The 18797-nt window shown below is 64.4% G+C and carries 13 protein-coding genes and 2 tRNA genes; 11 read left to right on the top strand and 4 right to left on the bottom strand.

The genetic code is table 11. The features are described 5' to 3' along the window. Nucleotides 1-44: 44 nt before the first annotated feature. From QYH69_RS08805 to QYH69_RS08815, 3 genes are all read right to left on the bottom strand, one after another. Nucleotides 45-377 carry a hypothetical protein gene (locus QYH69_RS08805; protein WP_308831504.1) on the bottom strand — a complete coding sequence of 111 codons (333 nt, stop codon included), beginning with the start codon at nucleotides 375-377 and terminating at the stop codon, nucleotides 45-47. After that, a tRNA-Leu gene (locus QYH69_RS08810) sits at nucleotides 337-423 on the bottom strand. The genes QYH69_RS08805 and QYH69_RS08810 overlap by 41 nt, the downstream gene beginning before the upstream one ends. A gap of 130 nt (nucleotides 424-553) precedes the next feature. Beyond that, nucleotides 554-640, bottom strand: a tRNA-Leu gene (locus tag QYH69_RS08815). Nucleotides 641-978: 338 nt separating this feature from the next. On the opposite strand from QYH69_RS08815, the gene rnr reads away from it, so the two are divergent. The 5 genes from rnr (at nucleotide 979) to QYH69_RS08840 (ending at nucleotide 7807) form a co-directional block, all read left to right on the top strand. Further along, a complete protein-coding gene (rnr, locus tag QYH69_RS08820; protein ID WP_308831505.1) occupies nucleotides 979-3432 on the top strand; it encodes a ribonuclease R in 2454 nt (817 codons plus the stop codon). A 39-nt stretch (nucleotides 3433-3471) separates the two neighbouring features. After that, a complete protein-coding gene (gene rlmB / locus QYH69_RS08825) occupies nucleotides 3472-4215 on the top strand; it encodes a 23S rRNA (guanosine(2251)-2'-O)-methyltransferase RlmB (RefSeq protein ID WP_308831506.1) in 744 nt (247 codons plus the stop codon). Nucleotides 4216-4347: 132 nt separating this feature from the next. Further along, nucleotides 4348-5196, top strand: a complete 849-nt coding sequence (locus QYH69_RS08830; RefSeq protein ID WP_308831507.1) for an N-acetylmuramoyl-L-alanine amidase — start codon at nucleotides 4348-4350, stop codon at nucleotides 5194-5196. A 126-nt stretch (nucleotides 5197-5322) separates the two neighbouring features. Continuing rightward, entirely contained in the window at nucleotides 5323-6018 is a 696-nt protein-coding gene (gene rpiA / locus QYH69_RS08835) for a ribose-5-phosphate isomerase RpiA (RefSeq protein ID WP_308831508.1), read from the top strand. Nucleotides 6019-6274: 256 nt separating this feature from the next. Next, complete coding sequence (locus QYH69_RS08840) at nucleotides 6275-7807, top strand: mannose-1-phosphate guanylyltransferase/mannose-6-phosphate isomerase (protein WP_308831509.1); 1533 nt, start codon at nucleotides 6275-6277, stop codon at nucleotides 7805-7807. Between the two features lie 60 nt (nucleotides 7808-7867). Here QYH69_RS08840 and QYH69_RS08845 read toward each other — a convergent pair whose 3' ends face one another. Continuing rightward, nucleotides 7868-9163 (bottom strand): calcium-binding protein, encoded by a 1296-nt coding sequence (locus tag QYH69_RS08845; protein ID WP_308831510.1) that lies wholly within the window; start codon nucleotides 9161-9163, stop codon nucleotides 7868-7870. A 581-nt stretch (nucleotides 9164-9744) separates the two neighbouring features. Between QYH69_RS08845 and QYH69_RS08850 the strand changes: the two genes are divergently transcribed. The 6 genes from QYH69_RS08850 to QYH69_RS08875 all read left to right on the top strand — a co-directional run bounded on the left by QYH69_RS08850 (nucleotide 9745) and on the right by QYH69_RS08875 (nucleotide 18733). Continuing rightward, nucleotides 9745-10812 carry a sugar transferase gene (locus QYH69_RS08850; RefSeq protein WP_308831511.1) on the top strand — a complete coding sequence of 356 codons (1068 nt, stop codon included), beginning with the start codon at nucleotides 9745-9747 and terminating at the stop codon, nucleotides 10810-10812. Nucleotides 10813-10906: 94 nt separating this feature from the next. Further along, nucleotides 10907-12160, top strand: a complete 1254-nt coding sequence (locus tag QYH69_RS08855; protein WP_308831512.1) for a polysaccharide biosynthesis/export family protein — start codon at nucleotides 10907-10909, stop codon at nucleotides 12158-12160. Between the two features lie 55 nt (nucleotides 12161-12215). After that, entirely contained in the window at nucleotides 12216-14459 is a 2244-nt protein-coding gene (locus QYH69_RS08860; RefSeq protein WP_308831513.1) for a GNVR domain-containing protein, read from the top strand. Nucleotides 14460-14940: 481 nt separating this feature from the next. Next, entirely contained in the window at nucleotides 14941-16038 is a 1098-nt protein-coding gene (locus QYH69_RS08865; protein ID WP_308831514.1) for a glycosyltransferase family 1 protein, read from the top strand. Then, the gene (locus QYH69_RS08870) at nucleotides 16026-17246 is read left to right on the top strand and encodes a glycosyltransferase family 4 protein (protein WP_308831515.1); all 1221 of its coding nucleotides are present in this window, start codon (nucleotides 16026-16028) and stop codon (nucleotides 17244-17246) included. Before QYH69_RS08865 ends, QYH69_RS08870 begins: the two co-directional genes overlap by 13 nt. Before the next feature lie 41 nt (nucleotides 17247-17287). Next, the gene (locus QYH69_RS08875; protein WP_308831516.1) at nucleotides 17288-18733 is read left to right on the top strand and encodes a hypothetical protein; all 1446 of its coding nucleotides are present in this window, start codon (nucleotides 17288-17290) and stop codon (nucleotides 18731-18733) included. The last annotated feature ends 64 nt before the right edge of the window (nucleotides 18734-18797 follow it).

Consider the following 18797-nt stretch of genomic DNA (forward strand, 5'->3'; position numbering starts at 1 on the left):
CCAAGCGGTCTTAGGAAGACAAAACATTCTACCAACTCCTTGGCTCACAGAACGACATGGCTACGATCCGACTTATGGATCTGCAACTGGCGTTCGAGGTAGCGCCTTATTTTCGCGTGCGCGCGAAAGCGGCGGCTGAGATCGTCGAGCGGCAGCGGCGGATCGTGGCTCAGTGGCGCAAGATTGCGGCGCCGCTCGGTATCGCGCCGCGTGAGCAGCAGCAGATGTCGGGCGCTTTTCGGCTTGCCTGACCGACGGTGCAGATGGTGCGAGGCCGAAATGAGGAAGGGGAAATGAAAAAGGCCGGCAATTTTGCCGGCCTTCTTTTGAATCTGCTGGTGCCCAGGAGAGGACTCGAACCTCCACGGTGTTGCCACCGCTAGGACCTGAACCTAGTGCGTCTACCAATTCCGCCACCTGGGCACGTCTCAAGCTAGACCGCTATTGTAGCGGCATAAGGCATTGTGTCAATGAAAGTTTAAAAGACGGCGGCCATATTCAAGCCGCGCCGAAAACTAAAAAGGCCAGCAAATGCTGGCCTTTTTTGAATCTTTGGTGCCCAAGAGAGGACTCGAACCTCCACGGTGTTGCCACCGCTAGGACCTGAACCTAGTGCGTCTACCAATTTCGCCACCTGGGCAAGGTGTCTTTTCCGCCGCTCCGGTGAAGGAAACACACACGCGAAACAGCAAAGACCGCAATTATAGCGACCTGACGGGTTCTGTCAAGCGTTCGGCAGAAGCCGTTCGCGCCGCGCCGAACGGGCTTCGAAGCCGGCTTCAAAGTGGTCACAAAGCGGGCTGCAAAGCCTTGCGTATGCGCCTCGCGACGCGGTTTGCATTAAGAGACGGATGATAGAATGGCCCGCAGCAGTACGTTGACAGCAGGGCAAGCCCGACGCAGCGTTAGCGCCGCGCAGTGTAAGCCCGGCACCTGATCCGCGACGTCCACGCACCGAGAAAAACCATCGATAAGCCCTTGAGCAAATATCCGTATCCCATCCCGAGCCGCGAAGAAATCCTCGGCGTGCTGCGTACGAGCGAAACGCCGCTTGCTGCGAACGACATTGCGGAGGCGCTTTCGATCAAGCGCCAGGAACGCGAAGGCTTCTTCAAACGGCTGGCCGCGATGGAACGCGACGGCCAGATCCGGCTCGATCCGCGCGGGCATTATCAGCTGACCCATCCGTCGAATTTCGTTGCGGGCCGCGTGCAGGGCCATCGCGACGGCTATGGTTTTCTCGTGCGCGACGACGGTCAGGACGACCTGTTCCTGCCGAACGGCGAAATGCAGAAGGTCATGCATAACGACCGCGTGCTCGCGCGCATCGTCGGCTACGACCGGCGCGGGAGACCCGAAGGCCATATTGTCGAGGTCACGGACCGCGCGAACAAACGTGTGATCGGGCGCCTGCTCAACGAAAACGGCGCGCTGATCGTCGCGCCCGAAGACAAGCGCATCGGCCACGACATCCTGATCACCCAGAACACGAAGAAGGCGAAGGTGGGACAGGTGGTCGTGGTCGAACTCACCGACTTCCCAAGCCGCCATTCGCAGCCGCTTGGACGCGTCGTCGAAGTGCTCGGCGATATCGACGATCCCGGCATGGAAATCGAAATCGCGGTGCGCAAATACGGCGTGCCGCACGAGTTCAGCGATGCGGCGCTCGAGGCCGCCGCGAAGCTGCCCGACGAAGTACGGCCCGCGGATCTGCGCCACCGCATCGATCTGCGCGACGTGCCGCTCGTCACGATCGACGGCGAAGACGCACGCGACTTCGACGACGCCGTGTACTGCGAGCCGATGAAGGTTGGCCGCGGGGACGGCTTCCGCCTGATCGTCGCGATCGCCGACGTATCGCACTACGTGATGCCGGGCAGCGGCCTCGATGTCGATGCGATCGAGCGCAGCACGTCCGTCTATTTCCCGCGCCGCGTGATTCCGATGCTGCCGGAAAAGCTGTCGAACGGGTTGTGCTCGCTGAATCCGCACGTCGACCGCTGCGTGCTCGTCTGCGACATGGTGATCACCGCGCGCGGCGAGATCAAGGCGTATCAGTTCTATCCGGGCGTCATGCACTCGGCCGCGCGTCTCACCTACACCGAGGTCGCCGCGGTGCTCGCGAATACGAAGGGCCCCGAGGCCGCGCGCCGTGCGGCGCTGTTGCCGTATCTGCAGAACCTGTACGGCGTCTACAAGGCGCTGTTCGCGGCGCGCCAGAAGCGCGGCGCGATCGATTTCGACACGACCGAAACGTATATCGTCTGCAACGCGCAGGGCAAGATCGAGCAGATCGTGCCGCGCCATCGCAACGACGCGCACAAGCTGATCGAGGAATGCATGCTGGCCGCGAACGTCTGCGCGGCCGACTTCATGAAGCGCAACCGGCATGCGGGGCTTTACCGCGTGCACGCGGGACCGACGGCGGAGCGGCTCGAAAACCTGCGCACCTTCCTGCGCGGCATGGGCCTGACGCTGACCGGCGGCGAGACGCCGCACGCGAGCGACTACGCGGCGCTGATGGCGCACATCCGCGACCGGCCCGACGCGCAGATGCTGCAGACCATGCTGTTGCGTTCGATGCAGCAGGCCGTCTACAGCCCCGATAACATCGGTCACTTCGGCCTTGCGTACGAGGCCTACGCACACTTCACGAGCCCGATTCGCCGCTACCCGGATCTGCTCACGCACCGCGCGATCTACGCGATCCTGCAAGGGCGCAAGTACCAGCCGGCAGCGCCCGAAGGCGTGGTGCTGAACACCGCGTTGTCGCCGCGCGCGCGTGCGATGCAGGCCGACGACGAAAAGCGCGCGGGCCGCCGCGGCGAAAACACCGCGATCTGGGAAGAGCTCGGGCTGCATTGCTCGTCGAACGAACGGCGGGCGGACGAAGCCTCGCGTGACGTCGAAGCATGGCTCAAGTGCTACTTCATGCGCGACAAGCTCGGCGAAGAGTACGGCGGGATGGTGAGCGGCGTGACGTCGTTCGGCATCTTCGTGCAGCTCGACGCGCTCTTTATCGAAGGGCTCGTGCATGTGACCGAGCTCGGTTCCGATTACTTCCAGTACGACGAAATCCGCAATGAACTGCGCGGCGAACGCACGGGCATCCGCTACCGGCTATCGGACCGCGTGCGCGTGCAGGTGAGCCGCGTCGACCTCGACGCGCGCAAGATCGATTTCCGTCTCGTGCGCGACACGCCGATCAAGCCTCCGTCGAGCCGCGCCGCGGCGCTCGAGAAATCGGGCGGCGAGCGCGGCGACGGCGGACCGCGCGTGCGCTCGCTGGCGCCGGGTGACGGCGCGCATCGCAAGAAGGCCGCGCCAGCGCCGGGCGTCGCGGTGAAAGAAGCGCGCGCGGCGCGTGGCGCGGCGAGGAAACGTTCGGCGTCGGCGAAATCGGCGAAGGGCCAGTCCAGAAAAAAGCGTTGATGCGCTAATGGCGTTCGCTAATAAAAGGTAGTTTCAGTCATGTCACGTCTTAAGGTTCTATACGGGTTTCATGCGGTAATCGCCCGGATGCGGCACGACGCGTCGACGATCGAAGATGTTTACTACGATCAGACGCGGCGCGACCGTCGCATGAACGAATTCCTGCACCTCGCGAAAGAAGCCGGTGTGCGCGTGATCGCCGCCGACGAAACGCGGCTGTGGGGATTGGCGCATACCGAGCGTCACCAGGGCGTGGTTGCGCGCGCAACCGATTTGCCGCTCGCGCAGAATCTCGCCGAACTGCTCGACGGCCTGAGCGGGCCGGCACTGCTGCTCGTGCTCGACGGCGTGACGGATCCGCACAATCTGGGCGCGTGTCTGCGCGTGGCCGACGCGGCCGGTGCACATGCGGTGATCGCGCCGCGCGACCGGGCGGTCGGCCTCAATGCGACCGCCGCGAAGGTAGCGAGCGGCGCGGCGGACACGGTGCCGTATATCACCGTCACGAATCTCGCTCGCGCGCTGCGCGAACTGAAGGATGCGGGAGTCTGGGTCGTCGGCACGGCCGGCGATGCGCCCGCGAGCCTCTATCAGACGAAACTCGACGGGCCCGTTGCGCTCGTGATGGGTGCGGAAGGCGAGGGCATGCGCCGCCTCACGCGCGATACCTGCGACGAGGTCATGCATATTCCGATGGCGGGGAGCGTCGAGAGCCTCAATGTGTCGGTGGCGAGCGGGGTGTGTCTGTTCGAAGCGGTGCGGCAGAGGGCCGCGGCGAAATAGTCCGATTCGCCGCGCGGCTTCCTTGCTGCGCGGCTTCTCACCGGTGCTTCGAGAACAAGAACCGTCACGATGATCTTCGCCCGCCCTCTCGCCCGCATTTGCCGACCTGGACCGGCGCTCGTGCGCCCATCCATGCGTGTTGCGTTCGCCTTCGCAGCCGTGTTGCTTGCCGCCTGCACGACCACGACGATCGACCGCGGAACCTATTACGCCGATACGAGCCATCATGCGCACTACGCGGACACGCGCATCCGTTTCCTTGTCATGCATTACACGGAAATCGACGAAGCGCAGTCGCTGAACGTGCTGACCACCGAACAGGTCAGCGCGCATTACCTCGTGCCGGCGGCGCCGCCGGTCAGGAACGGCGAGCCCGTCGTCCGGCAACTCGTGCCGGAATCGCAGCGCGCGTGGCATGCGGGCGTCAGCTACTGGCAGGGCACGACCGAGCTCAACGCCGCATCGATCGGCATTGAAAACGTGAACCTCGGCCCGATCGATACGCCGCAGGGCCGCACGTGGCAGCCGTATCCGCCTGCGCAGGTCGACGCGTTGATCCGTCTGTCGAAGGACATCGTCGCGCGCTACGGCATCCCGCCGACGCGCGTGGTCGGCCACAGCGATATCGCGCCGCAACGCAAGACGGACCCCGGTCCGCTTTTTCCGTGGAAGCAACTCTACGATGCCGGTGTAGGCGCCTGGCCCGATGCGGCGACCGTTGCCGCGGAACTCGCGGGCCGCGCGCCCGACGCGCCTGCCGACGTGCGCGGCCTGCAACAGAAACTCGCGCGCTACGGCTACGACGTCGCCACCGACGGCGTGCTCGACGAGAAAACCCGGCGCGTATTCGCGGCGTTCCAGATGCATTTCCGGCCGCGCGACTATGCGGGCAACCCGGATGCGCAAACCGATGCGATCGCGCAGGCGCTGCTCGACAAATATATGCCTGCCGCGGCCGGCGAGACGAAGCAGCTGCCGTGAGCGGCCGCAGGCCACCCATCGCCGCTGGCCGGCGCCCCTTCTGAGCAGCCGCCACGCATGCTCATCCGGCGCCGGCGCGAGTCCGGTAAACTGGCTGTTTCTCCGCACGCCAGCATCCGGACTTCCATGACTCAAGACGAACTCAAGCAACTGGTCGGCCAGGCCGCCGCCGACTACGTGAACGCCAATGTGCCGGAGGGCTCGGTCATCGGCGTCGGCACCGGCTCCACGGCGAACTGCTTCATCGATGCGCTCGCGGCCCACAAGGGTCGATATCGCGGCGCGGTATCGAGTTCCGTGGCGAGCACCGCGCGTTTGCAGGCGCTCGGCATAAAGGTGTTCGATCTGAACGAGATCGACTCGCTGCCTGTATATGTCGACGGCGCCGACGAAATCGATCGCTGCGGCGCGATGATCAAAGGCGGCGGCGGTGCGCTCACGCGCGAGAAGATCGTCGCGTCGGTGTCCGATGTATTCGTCTGTATTGTCGATGCGAGCAAGCGCGTCGATGTGCTCGGCCAGTTTCCGCTGCCAATCGAAGTCGTGCCGATGGCGCGCACCGCGATCGGCCGTCGCGTGACGGCGCTGGGCGGCGTACCGGTCGTGCGCGTGACGAAAGAGGGCACGCCGTACATTACCGACAACGGCAACGAGATCATCGACGTCAAAGGTCTGAAGATCGGCGACCCGCTCGCGTTCGAAGCGCAGATCAATGCGTGGCCCGGCGTCGTGACGGTCGGGCTATTCGCGAGCCGTGGCGCGAACGTCTGTCTGCTCGGCACCGAAACGGGCGTGGAGCGCATCGACTACCCGACGCGTTGAGGCGGGTCTCGCACTGATTCCATCGCGCTCCAGATCGCGATCGGATCTTCAGGACGCCGTGCGCAGCACTTGCTGCGCACGGCGTCTTTCTTTTGCGGCGGCGGGCGCGACATGGGCCCGGCCGCCACATGCATCGCTACGCGTGCTGGCGCACCGTACTTCGATTTCGCTAAAGAGAAACTGAACGCCATCGGACGCAAGGGATTGTTTGCCGACGATTCGGCGAATCAGACGTCTACATATTCAGGAATCTAAAATGTTGGATAGCGAACAGACTGAAGCAATCGCCCACACCCTCGACGAACGTTCGCGCGCCTGTCTCGCGGGAAAGCTGCCGCCTTCGCAGACGCTCGCACTCGCGCCGGTCGTGCTCGCGGGCGGCTCCGGCACGCGGCTGTGGCCGATGTCGCGCGCAAACTGTCCGAAGCAGTTGCTCGACATCGTCGGCCCCGACTCGCTGTTGCAGACGACGGTGCGGCGCATGTCGAACTTTCCCGCCGAGCGCACGGTGGCCGGCGCGCCGATCATCATGTGCGGCGAAGAGCACGGCTTTGTCGCGATCGAACAGTTGCATGCGAACGGAGTCGACGCGCGGCTCGTGGTCGAGCCGGCGCGCCGCGACACCGCGCCGGCGCTGACGCTCGCGGCGGCGGTGGCGTCGGCGCACGGCGAGGACGTGATTCTCGTCGCGATGCCGGCCGATCACTCGATCGCCGATGTCGATGCGTTCCAGCGCGCGATTCTCTCCGCTGCCTGCCACGCCGAGGGCGGCGCGATCGTCACGCTCGGCGTGCCGCCGACGCGGCCGGATACGGGCTTCGGCTATATCAGGATCGGCGCGGCGCTGCAGGACGGCGCGCACCATATCGAATGCTTCGTCGAGAAGCCCGCGCAGGAGCTCGCGTCGCAATACCTGGCGAGCGGCCAGTACTGGTGGAACAGCGGCATTTTCGTGGTGCGCGCATCGATCTGGCTCGAGGCGGTCAGGCGCCTGCAGCCGGCCATGTACGACGCGTGCGTCGCCTCGTTCGCGGAAAGCCGCAACGACGGCGCATTTCTGCGCCCGGGCGCCGCGCAGTTCGAACGGAGTCCGTCCGATTCGATCGACTATGCGGTGATGGAGCATCTGGGCACCGACGAACTGCCGTGCCAGGGCGTGGTCGTGCCGCTCGAAGCGGGCTGGTCCGACCTCGGTTCGTGGGACGCCGTGTGGGACGCGCACGCAAAGGACGCCGACGGCAACGTCGCGCGCGGCCGTGTCATGTTCGAAGGCGCGACCGCGAGCTACGCGCATTCGGAGGGGCGCCTCGTCGCATGCGTCGGCACGACCAATGTGGTGGTGGTCGAAACGGCCGATGCGGTGCTCGTCGCGGACCGCTCGCGCGTGCAGGACGTCAAGGGCCTGGTCGCGCGGATCAAGGCCGAACATGCGCCTGAAGCCGATCAGCATCGCAAGGTGCGCCGCCCATGGGGCTTCTTCGATTCGCTCGATCGCGGCGAGCGCTTCCAGGTGAAGCGGATCGTCGTGCAGCCGGGCGCGCGGCTGTCGTTGCAGTTGCATCACCATCGCGCCGAGCACTGGATCGTCGTGCGCGGCACCGCGCGCGTGACGCGCGGCGACGAGCAGTTCCTGCTCGGCGAAAACGAATCGACCTTCATTCCGCTCGGTGTGCAACATCGCCTCGAAAACCCCGGCAAGCTGCCGCTCGAAGTGATCGAGGTGCAGTCCGGCGCGTATCTCGGCGAAGACGATATCGTGCGTTTCGACGACAGCTACGGACGCGGATAAGGCCGCAACAGCGGGTCGCAACGGCGCGCCGCAAGGCGCGCTGCGCGTGCGCGCCGATGCTTACATGCGCGGCGTGCCCGCAGCGGTGATTTCGAGCAGGATCACGTGGTCGGGCACATCGACGGCAAGCTGGCTCACGTCACGATGGCTCGCCGACGGCGTCGTCGAAACGAGTGGATCGTACACATCGACACGGCTTGCTGTTGCGCCGAAGTCGATGCCGACGCGCGCGGGCGGGCTCTCGACCGGTTTGCCGATCGCCCGGTCCCAGATCGGCGTCTCGTTCCATAGCGCGAGCACGAAGCGGCCGTCCTTCTTCTGCAGTAACAGGCTGTTCGCCGACACGGGCATGTCCGACAGCGTATAAGCGAGCGAGCCGCGCGTCGCCGCGGCGTTTGCGCGACGTGTCTTGCCCGCATTCAGGATCGTCGTGAGATTGCGGATCGCGTGGGCGACCGGCTTTGGGCTGTTGTCGTTGCGAAAGAGCCCGAAGTGCATCCCGCTGTCCTTGTTCTGAGGGTCGGGCTTTTCGTCGAGCAGTTCGTAGACGTAAGTCCGCTTCACGCCGGCCGCCGCCGCATCCATATAGCCGTTCAGAACGCCCTTGGCTTGCGTCGGCTCGTCGACGCCGATCATGTACCAGCCCGACTGCGGCATCGAGAAATAGCCGAATTCCGTGATGACCATCGGCAACTGGTATTTCTTGACGGCATCGATGGCCGCCGGCATCCACCGGTCGCCGTTCGAGTTATAGGTCGGTTGTTCGCCGTTCTGCGGGTAGACGTGCTGGTTCGCGTAATTGGCCGACCCCGCGCGCGACTCGACTTTCCGCGTGTCGAAGCCGGTCAGATCGTAGACCGGGACACCCGCGAGCGCAGGTGCGGCGTGCACGCGCGCATAGATATCGCGTTGCTGGGCAAGGCCGGCAGCGGCACCCGTCAGGCCGTGGTACGAGACCGGCCAGTTATCGATCTCGTTCGACCCTTCGACGGCCACGACGCTGCCGGGCACCGCGGCGTTCAACCGCGCCGCCGCGCCGACCGACCACGCGAAGTCCGGGTTCGTCAGCACGTTGAACTTGATGCCGAGCTGCGCGAGAAAGACATAGGTCGAAAACGGCGGCCTGTCGCCGGGCGGATAGTCGCGAACGTGCCGGATGCCGAGCCACTTCAGATCGTCGTAGACGTTGCGCACATTGGTGTAGGCGGTATCCATATAGGTGAGGTGGATGCCGACACCGAGCGTGTCGATGAACGCGTCGGCCGGCATCGCTCGCACGGCATCGCCTGCTTGTGCCGTCGATGCGCCCGCGAGTACGGAAAGCAGAACGGCGGCGGTGGCTACGGAATGCTTCACGGCGTACTCCTCGCGTGGGAAAGTTGCCGGTTCCGCGCGATCTGCCTGAGCCCGGCCTCTCGATGGCAGCCCCTCCTTGAGAGAGTCATGCGAACGCCATTCTGACGCGCCGGTGCGTCGTTCATGTGTGCGTCGGCGAACGGTCCGGAATTTCCATGGAAGATTAAATTTCGCTTGCAAGGCATTACGCGTTCGCAAGCGGGAACGAAGCCGGCAGTGAACAGATCGTCAACCGTAAGATACGGAATCCTCTCTATCAATCCGGCTCGGTGAAAACCGGCCGTTTCGCAAAAGACAAGACCTTATGTGCGCGAGCGCGCACAACGCGACGTTTACCGATGTCCTGTCATGCCGCTCGCACGCGGCGCACACGGCAAGTCTGCGACGACCGCCCATGGTTGGTGGGATTGCGCACGGATTCGCCGTTGCTCAAACCTTAATGTGTCGCCATGGCTTATCGGGGCGGGCGATGCGAACGCGTGGATCTCCCGGGGCAGAGTGATCCGCATGTTCGCTTCGCGTTGACGACCGCGCCGGAGCACGAACGTCTGATGGACACGATACGCGCTGAGGTAGGGGACATGTCTGAGCTAACGCAACGTACGGTCGATATTGTGCTGATCGTGCTGGGCGCCGTATGCGGCGCACACCTTAACCTGAACTTCGCGATGATGGGCGAAGCGCGTCATCCCGATCCCGCCCTGGTGGCGTTTTGTGCGGCGCTTGCGTTGTCGGTGTTTCCCGCTTGCGGCACCTACGGCACGCGCGGCAGCCGATCGATTTTCAACGTGGCAGGCCGCACGGCGTTCGCGTGGCTTGCCGTGCAACTGTGCGGACTCGTGCTGCTTTACGCGATTCATCACGACCGCCTGCTGCCGTTGCCGTGGTTTATCTACTGGACGCTCACGACAGGTATTTCGCTGCTGCTGTCGCACACCTTGTTCTTTTCGGAGTTCAGCGTGCTGCGTCTCGCGCGGGCATGGTGGACCCGCGAGCCGCTCGAGGTCGCGGCGCGCCGCAGCGTGGTGCGCAGCCCTGTCGTGGGGCATGCGCTCAAGCGCCTCTTCGACATCGTTGCAGCGGCAAGCGCGCTCGTTCTGCTCGCGCCCGTCTTCCTCGTCATCGCATTGATGGTCAAGCGCGACGGCGGTCCGGCGTTATACGGACACACGCGCGTCGGCCGGCATGGAAAGAAATTTCGCTGTTTGAAGTTTCGTTCGATGGTCGTGAATTCGGAGCAGGCGCTCAAGGATCTGCTTGCGCGCGATCCCGAGGCGCGCGCCGAGTGGGAACGCGAATTCAAGCTCAAGAACGACGTGCGCGTGACGCGGATCGGTCACTTCCTGCGGCGCTCGAGTCTCGACGAATTGCCGCAGATCTGGAACGTCCTGCGCGGCGAGATGAGCTTTGTCGGCCCGCGCCCGATTGTCGATCAGGAACTCGAGCGTTACGGCGACGCGAGCAAGTACTACCTGATGGCGACGCCTGGCATCACGGGTCTCTGGCAGGTGAGCGGACGCAACGACGTCGATTACGCGACACGCGTTTCGCTCGACGTCACTTATGTCACGAACTGGACCTTCCGCAAAGACATCGGGATTCTGTTCAAGACGTTTTTCGTGGTGATTCGCCGTAGCGGGGCGTATTGAGCGGGAATACGCCGACACGTCGGGTATCCGGGCCACACGGCATGACCCGGAGCCTTGTAACGAAATTGGGGGTATTGCAATGGGACTCTATGCGATGAAATCGATCGATGCGTGCGCGCGTGGCGCGCGGCATGCCGGCGTAACGCGAACATTGCGCCGCGGCGCCGTGTGCGCCGCGTGGCTCGCGCTCGTGGTGCTGAGCGGCTGCGCGATGGCGCCTGGCATGACCTACGGCGGTCCGGGGTCGAATTCCGCTACCAGCGGCGGCGCCGCAGCGGCGAGCAACGCAGCCGCGGCGACGGGCGGCGCATCGGGCGGGGGCGTGCCCGACAGCGTGGCGACCAGGGGCATTCCGGGCGCGGCAAACGCCCAACTCGTCGAGATCACGAGCGAGCTCGTGCAAAAGGAACTGGCCGCGCGGCCCAAAGGCGTTCCCACAGACGTGGAGAAGCTGTTCGCCAAAGCCACGCCATACCAGATCGGGCCCGGCGATATTCTCAGCATCGTGGTCTGGGATCATCCCGAGCTCAACCTGCCGACCTCGAGCAGCGGCAACGACAGCGCCGCGGGAGACCGTTCCGTGTCTCCGGGCTACACGGTCGATAACGACGGCTTCATTCAGTATGCCTATATTGGCCCGCTGAAGGTCGAAGGCATGTCGGAGATGGGGGTGCGCGATGCGCTCTCCGAAAAGCTCGCGCGCTACGTGCGCAAGCCGCAGGTCACGGTGCGCATCCAGACGTACCGCAGCAAGCGCGTCTACGTGGACGGCGAGGTCAAGACGCCGGGCGTCGAAGTGCTCAACGACAGGCCGATGACGCTGCCTGAAGCGATCAACCGGGCCGGCGGCTTCACGAGCCTCGCCGACCGCTCGCGCGTCGCCGTGACGCGCGGCGATACGACCGTGGCGGTCGATATGCCGGAGATGATCCGCAAGGGCTTCAATCCCGATCGCATCGTGTTGCGCGACGGCGACCTCGTACGCGTCTACGCGGCGGCGGACAGCAAGGTCTTCGTGGTCGGCGAGGTCGAGCGCCCCGGCGGCGTAGCGTTCAACAACGGACATATGTCGCTGAACCAGGCGCTCGGCAACGCGGGCGGGATCGCCCAGGCGTCGGCCGATGCGTCTCAGGTCTATGTCGTGCGCGGACAGGACAGCGCAAATCCGGTCGTGTTCCATCTCGACGCGAGCAGTGCGTCCGCGATGGCCATGGCGGATTCGTTCGCATTGCAGCCCAACGATGTCGTGTTTGTCGATACGTCCACGCTCGTCAAGTGGAGCCGCGTCATCAGCCTGATCTTGCCGACTACCCAAGCCGCCGCCGCGAGCCGCGCGGTTGGGTACTGAAACCCGCATGAACCGAAGCTACGACACTCAGCGCGCACGCCACCTGGAGAACAAGATGAATCAGCGTGACTATCTGCTGGAAGGGCCCATCGAAACGATCATGCCGATCGCGCCCGACGGCGGACATATGGGGAATCTGCTCGATACGCTGTACTCGGGCCGCAAGACGATCCTGATCGTCGCGGCGGTCTGTACGCTATTGGGCGGCATGTACGCGTTGCTGGCGCGCCCGGTGTATCAGTCGGATATGCTCATTCAGGTGGAAGAAAACCCGAATCCCGCGAAAACGGCGCTTGCCGATATCTCCGCGCAATTCGCGATCAAGACCGGTGCGACGGCGGAAATCGAGGTGCTGCGTTCGCGGCTCGTCGTCTCGTCGGCCGTGAATGCGACGAAGCTCTATATTCACGCGACGCCGCGCTATTTCCCGGTTGTCGGCCGCTGGGCCGCGCAGCATCTGAACCTCGCCGGCTGGTCAGGGTGGCAGGGCTATGCATGGGGCGACGAAGCGATCGACGTGGCGCAATTCGACGTCCCGCCGCAGCTGCTCGGCAAGCCGTTCGTCCTGACCTACCGGGGCAACGGCGCCTACACGCTCGAGTATCGCGGCATCGCGCTCGAGGGACATGTGGGCGAGAAGCTGCATGCGCCGGCCGCGGACGGCACGATCGATCTGCTCGTGAACCGCATCGACGCGCAGCCGGGCACGGACTTCGATCTGTCGCGCAGTTCGGAACTGACGGCGATCAAGTCGCTGCAGACCGCGTTGGCGATTTCGGAGAAGGGCAAGGAGTCCGATGTCATCGGCGTCGTGCTGGACGGCGAAGATCCGGTTCTGACCGCCACGATCCTCAACGCGATCGGCAGCGAATATCTGCGGCAGAACGCGAAGCGCACGCAGGAAGAAGCGGAAAAATCGATTGCCTTCCTCGATCAGCAACTGCCGGTGCTGAAGGAACAACTCGAGAAAGCCGAGAACGAGTACAACACGTTCCGCTCCGAGCATGGGGCCGTCAACCTGGGTGCCGAAGCGACGGCGCTGCTGCAGAGTTCCGCTATCGCGCAGCAGCGTATCGCCGACCTGCGGCAGCAGCGCGCCATGTTGATGGCACGCTTCACCGAGGACAACCCCGCGCTCGTCGCCGTGAACGGGCAGGTCGCCGAAGCGGAGAAGTCGCTGAAAGATCTCGCGGGACAGACGCGCGCGCTGCCGCCGCTGGAACAGCACCTCGTGCGTTTGCAGCGCGAAGTGACCGTCGATACGAATATCTACACGAATCTGCTGAATAGCCGCGAGCAGATGCGTCTGCTCAAGGCCGGCCGCGTGTCGAACGTGCGCATGATCGACGCCGCGGTGCCGGGGGAAAGCCCGGTTCGGCCAAAGCGCGTCGTTCTGTTGCTCGCGGCGTTCTTCACCGGGATGTTGATCGGTTCGGCGATCGTGCTGTTGCGTCACCGGTTGAATCGTGGCGTTTCGCTCGTGGACGAGATCGAAGTGGGGACGGGGCTCGCGGTCTTCGCGGCCGTGCCGCGCAGCCGCATCCAGCATTCGCTGACGCGCCGCGTGCCGCGCGGTGCGCCGGGCACGAACATGGTACTTGCGCATAAGGCCGTATTCGACCCCGCTGTCGAGAGCCTGCGCAGCTTCCGCAGCGCGCTCGAACATTCGCTCGAGGATGCCGCCAACCGCGTCGTGCTGCTGGCCGGGCCGACGCCGATGGTGGGCAAATCGTTCGTCTCGGTCAATCTGGCCGCCGTATTCGGCGCGTCGGGCAAGCGTGTGCTGCTGATCGACGCGGATCTGCGGCGCGGCTCGTTGAACCAGCACATGGGCGTGCCGAGCACTCCCGGCGTCACCAATCTCTTCGAGCTGAACCAGGATTACGACCAGGTGGTGTATCGCGAGGTGATGCCGGGCGTCGACTTCGTGGCGACGGGCGGCTATGTGACCAATGCAAGCGAACTGCTGCGCGAAGGCAGCTTCAGGGAGTTCGTGGCGTGGGCCAACGAGGCCTACGACCTCGTGCTGATCGACGCACCGCCGGTGCTGCCGGTCGCGGATGCAGGAATTATCGGGAAGCTGGCAGGCACGGTATTCGTGATTGCGCGGCAGGGCGCCACGAGCGTATCCGAACTGCGCGAATCCGTGCGCCGTTTCGAACAGGTTGGCGTGCCGATTCGCGGCGTGATTTTCAACGATATGGTGTCGCGTCCCGGGCGCTATGGCGATGCATACGCCGCTTATGGTTATGCGAGCTACGGCGTAGTGAAGGAAGGGAGAACGGCGACTGCCGACTAGGGAAAGCATCACTGCCCGGATCGCTGATGCAGCGATCCGGCCAAGCGTTGATACGGCAATAAGCAGCGCCGCGCAGATGTGTCGCTGGCTCTTGCACGAGATGTATGCGTGATTCCGGTCTCGATACGGAGTTGGCGCGGCGCTGTGGCCGTACCTGGCGCGCTCACCATTATCCGTGCAGTTCGGAATCGAAACCTCGGCTGCCAGCGAAACCAGTTGTCGTCGACCGCTCGAAAGGCGCGCCGAAAAACGGCCTGCGGCACGTCAAGTCGCCGGTGAAGCGATCGGATCGAGCTTGACCCGAGAGCGCATGCAGATCGGCGCAGCTATGGGCGACGGCGAACATTCTTCGACGCGAAGACTGGTCACACTGGAAAACATGTGAACTAAATTGCCTGGCAGGTCGGTTCCGTTCGCGCGGTTGCGGTGATATCGCGCGCGGACGACGTCCCGCCATGAGCGATATCCCGGACCCTCGTCGATGAAACATGCTCCCAATCTGCTGATCAACGGCCGCTTTCTTGGACGCCGCGCCACGGGTGTCGATCGCTTCGCCTTCGAAACCTTGCGCGCGCTCGATCAGCTGGTCGAACTGTGCGATCCGCTTGTGGCCGGTCTCAGGACTGAGATCGTCGTGCCTCAGGCACTGGCCTGCGTGTCCAACCCGTTCCGGCACATCAGGCTGCGGGCGAGCGGCAAAGGCGGCGGTTTGCGCTGGGAACAGCTCGCGTTGCCGCAGGCGGCAAGCGGCCAGTTACTGCTCAATCTCTGCAATTCCGGTCCGCTGATGTACCGCCGTCAGGTGACGGTGCTGCACGATGCAGCACCGGCGCGCGTGCCCGACAGCTACAGCCGCTCGTTCGTCGCGTGGTATCGCCTGATGGCGCCGCGCATCGGCCGTGTTTCGCAGCGCGTGATCACCGTTTCGGAATTCTCGCGGCGCGAGTTGAGCGACGCTTACCGGATTCCGGCCGGCAAGATCGGCGTCGTGCCCGAGAGCGGCGAGCATATGTTGCGTGTGCAACAGGATGAAGGCACGGTGGCGCAGACGCTGCACGGACGTCCATTCGTGCTGGCGGTCGGAAGCCTCAACCGGCACAAGAATTTTCGTCTGGTGGCCGAAGCCGCGCGCCTGATTCGCGATGCGCAGTTCGACATCGTCGTGGTCGGCGGCGGCGATGCGCGCGTATACGGAACGGGCCAGCAGGCGTTACCCGCATTCGTGAAGCACGTCGGCTATGTGAGCGACGGCGAACTGGCGGCGCTGTACCGGCGTGCGGCCTGTTTCGTCTATCCGTCGCGCTACGAGGGTTTCGGATTGCCGCCCGTCGAGGCGCTGGCGCTCGGCTGTCCCGTTATCGCATCGCGGTTGCCGGCTGTGCAGGAAGCGTGCGGCGACGCCGTGCTCTATACCTCGCCCGACGATCCCGCCGAGCTCGCGCGCCTGCTCGAGCAGATTACCGGCGACGACACGTTGCGTGCGAGCCTGCGCGAGCGGGGCCGCGCGCGCACCGCGGAACTGACGTGGCGCGCCACGGCAGTCAAGCTGATCGAGGAGATCTCGCCGTGGCTAATGTGACGCTTGCCGCCGCTGTGGCGAACGACGCCAGTCGTTTTGGCCGGGTCGCCGTCGTGCATGACTGGCTCGCAGCGTATGCGGGTTCGGAAAAGGTGGTGGAGCAGATTCTGCAACTGTTTCCGCAAGCCGACCTCTACAGCATCGTCGATTTTTTTCCGGAGTCGCAGCGCGCCGCGCTCGGCGGAAAGCATGCGCATACGTCGTTCATTCAACATCTGCCGTGGGCGCGCCGGGCATTTCGCCACTACCTTCCGCTGATGCCGCTCGCGATCGAACAGTTCGATCTGTCCTCCTACGATCTCGTGATTTCGTCGAGCCATGCGGTGGCAAAGGGCGTGCTGACCGGACCGCATCAGGTGCATGTGAGCTATGTGCATTCGCCGATCCGTTACGCGTGGGATCTGCAGCATCAGTATCTGGCCGAAGCCGGCATGCAGCGCGGCATCAAGAGCTGGATCGTACGCGCGCTGCTGCACTACATGCGTATCTGGGACCAGCGAACCGCACATGGCGTGGACGCGCTGCTCGCCAATTCGGCCTTTGTCGCAAGGCGCATCAGGAAGGCGTATGGCAGCGACGCCGCCGTGATCTATCCGCCGGTCGATGTCGAGCGCTTCGAACTCGGCACGCAGCATGAAGACTTCTACCTGATTGCGTCGCGCATGGTGCCCTACAAGCGCATTCCGCTGATCGTCGAGGCGTTTGCGGCGATGCCGTCGCGGCGTCTCGTCGTGATCGGCGAAGGCCCCGATTTCGCCCGCGCCAAGGCATGCGCGACGCCTAACGTGACGCTGCTCGGCTATCAGCCCGACGCGGTGCTGGTGGACTACATGCAACGCGCGCGCGCGTTCGTCTTTGCCGCGGAGGAAGACTTCGGCATCTCGGTGGTCGAAGCGCAGGCGTGCGGCGCGCCGGTGATCGCGTTCGGCCGCGGAGGCGTGCGCGAGATCGTCGTCGATTCGGCCGATCCCGAGCGCGGCACCGGGCTTTTCTTCGGTGCACAGACGGTGGCGTCGATCGTCGATGCGGTGGGGCGTTTCGAAGCGCGCCCGCCGTTGCGCGCGGAGGTCTGCCGCCGCAATGCGATGCGCTTCTCGGCGGAACGTTTTAAACATGAGTTCTTCGCTGCCGTGGAACGCGCGATAGCGCAGGACAACGGGTTGGCCGACGATACGCCGCCGGCGGTGCTTTACCGGCGTTCCGCGTGAGACGGCACATCAGAGCAGCTGACCGGAAGGGGGCGTAGCAAGTGGAACTGTCGATATTCGGGATCGCGGTGATCCTCACGGGGCTGGCGGTGCTATACATGTCGTATCGCGCCGCGATCTATGGAATGGCCGTGTACTCGCTGTTCGGGTGTGCGCTTGCGTTGGGCCTGGGCGGCATGGGTATCCTGCCGCCGCAACTGTTTCTTGCCTTCTTCGCGCTAAGGGCGTTCAACCTCGTCGGCGGAAAGAAGCTCGCCGATGCGTTCTCGCTGGACACGCCGGGTTTCTGGCTGTTCTGCACCAGCGTCTGGGCATGTATGGGCGCCATCGTGCTGCCGCGTCTGCTGCACGGTTCGACGCTCGTGTTTCCCGTCGATCGCAGCGTCGACGAGATCATGCTGCAACCGCTCGCTCCCGTATCGGGCAATGTCTCGCAGGTCGTGTATTGCATCGGCGACGTCATCGTGTATTGCTGCATGGCTGCGTTCCTGAAATATCGCGGCGCATACCGGACCCTCGCGAACGCGCTGCTCGTGCTCACCGCGCTTAACGTGCTCTCCGGCGTGGTCGACTTTGCTTCGCACGCAGTCGGCGTCGATGCGCTCGCGTTTACCAAGACCGCACAGTTCGCCGACCTGACCGGCGAGGAACTCGGCGGACTCGTGCGCATCAGCGGCACCTTCAGCGAAACCTCCGCGTTCTCGACTTTCTCGCTGCCGCTGTTCGTGTTCTGTCTCAATCTCTGGATACTCGGGTGGCGCCCGAAACTGGCCGGCGCGCTTGCTTTCGCGACGGCCGGGCTGTTGCTGATCTCGACTTCCGGAAGCGCCTATGTCGGCTTGGCCGGGTATCTGGTCATCCTGCTGTTCAGCAGACCCAGCCTCGTCACGCGAGCGGCCGCCGCGCGCAAGCATCGCATGTGGATCATGGCCACGTGCATGGGCGTGCTCGGCGTGCTGTACGTCGTCCTGTTCCTGCCGGGGGTCGTGAAGGCACTCAGCGACTTTGTCGACATCACGGTCATGAGCAAAGCCGGCAGCTCGTCCGGCGTCGAACGGATGGGATGGAATGCGCAGGGAATGACCAACTTCTTCGATACCTACGGGATAGGCGTCGGACTCGGCAGTATTCGCGCGTCGAGCTTTCTGGTGGTCTTGCTTGGGAGCCTCGGAGTCGTGGGGACGTTCTGCTATGCGATGTTCGTCGGCAAATCGTTGCTTTCGCCGGTGTCGGCCGATTATCCATTCACGGAGCGCGCCGTGTGCTATGCGGCGCGGCATGCTGTGATGGCGGCGTTGATCGTCGTATCGATTTCGGGTTCGGTTTTCGAACTCGGTTCGTGCTTCTATCTGTTCGCGGCCGCCGCCGGAGCGCTCTCGGCGCGCGCGCCAAGGCGCGCGTCGAGACGTCGTCAAGGCGCGGTCGCCGGGGCCGTCGCGAGGGGCTGGAACAAGACTGAGGGACAGGGTCTTGAAGCAAGGCCTTGAAGCAGTTCCTTGAAACAGGCCCTTGCAACGGGGCCCCCTGACACAGGGCCCCCAGGAAACAGCC

The sequence above is a fragment of the Paraburkholderia sp. SARCC-3016 genome (genome assembly GCF_031119615.1).
Classification (GTDB): Bacteria; Pseudomonadota; Gammaproteobacteria; order Burkholderiales; family Burkholderiaceae; genus Paraburkholderia.

Bases quoted from the DNA above. Each gene is read 5' to 3' on its own strand.
- rlmB (WP_308831506.1), top strand. From the start codon at position 3,472: ATGTCACGTCTTAAGGTTCTATACGGGTTTCATGCGGTAATCGCCCGG.
- QYH69_RS08830 (WP_308831507.1), top strand. From the start codon at position 4,348: ATGCGTGTTGCGTTCGCCTTCGCAGCCGTGTTGCTTGCCGCCTGCACG.
- rpiA (WP_308831508.1), top strand. From the start codon at position 5,323: ATGACTCAAGACGAACTCAAGCAACTGGTCGGCCAGGCCGCCGCCGAC.
- QYH69_RS08840 (WP_308831509.1), top strand. From the start codon at position 6,275: ATGTTGGATAGCGAACAGACTGAAGCAATCGCCCACACCCTCGACGAA.
- QYH69_RS08850 (WP_308831511.1), top strand. From the start codon at position 9,745: ATGTCTGAGCTAACGCAACGTACGGTCGATATTGTGCTGATCGTGCTG.
- QYH69_RS08855 (WP_308831512.1), top strand. From the start codon at position 10,907: ATGAAATCGATCGATGCGTGCGCGCGTGGCGCGCGGCATGCCGGCGTA.
- QYH69_RS08860 (WP_308831513.1), top strand. From the start codon at position 12,216: ATGAATCAGCGTGACTATCTGCTGGAAGGGCCCATCGAAACGATCATG.
- QYH69_RS08865 (WP_308831514.1), top strand. From the start codon at position 14,941: ATGAAACATGCTCCCAATCTGCTGATCAACGGCCGCTTTCTTGGACGC.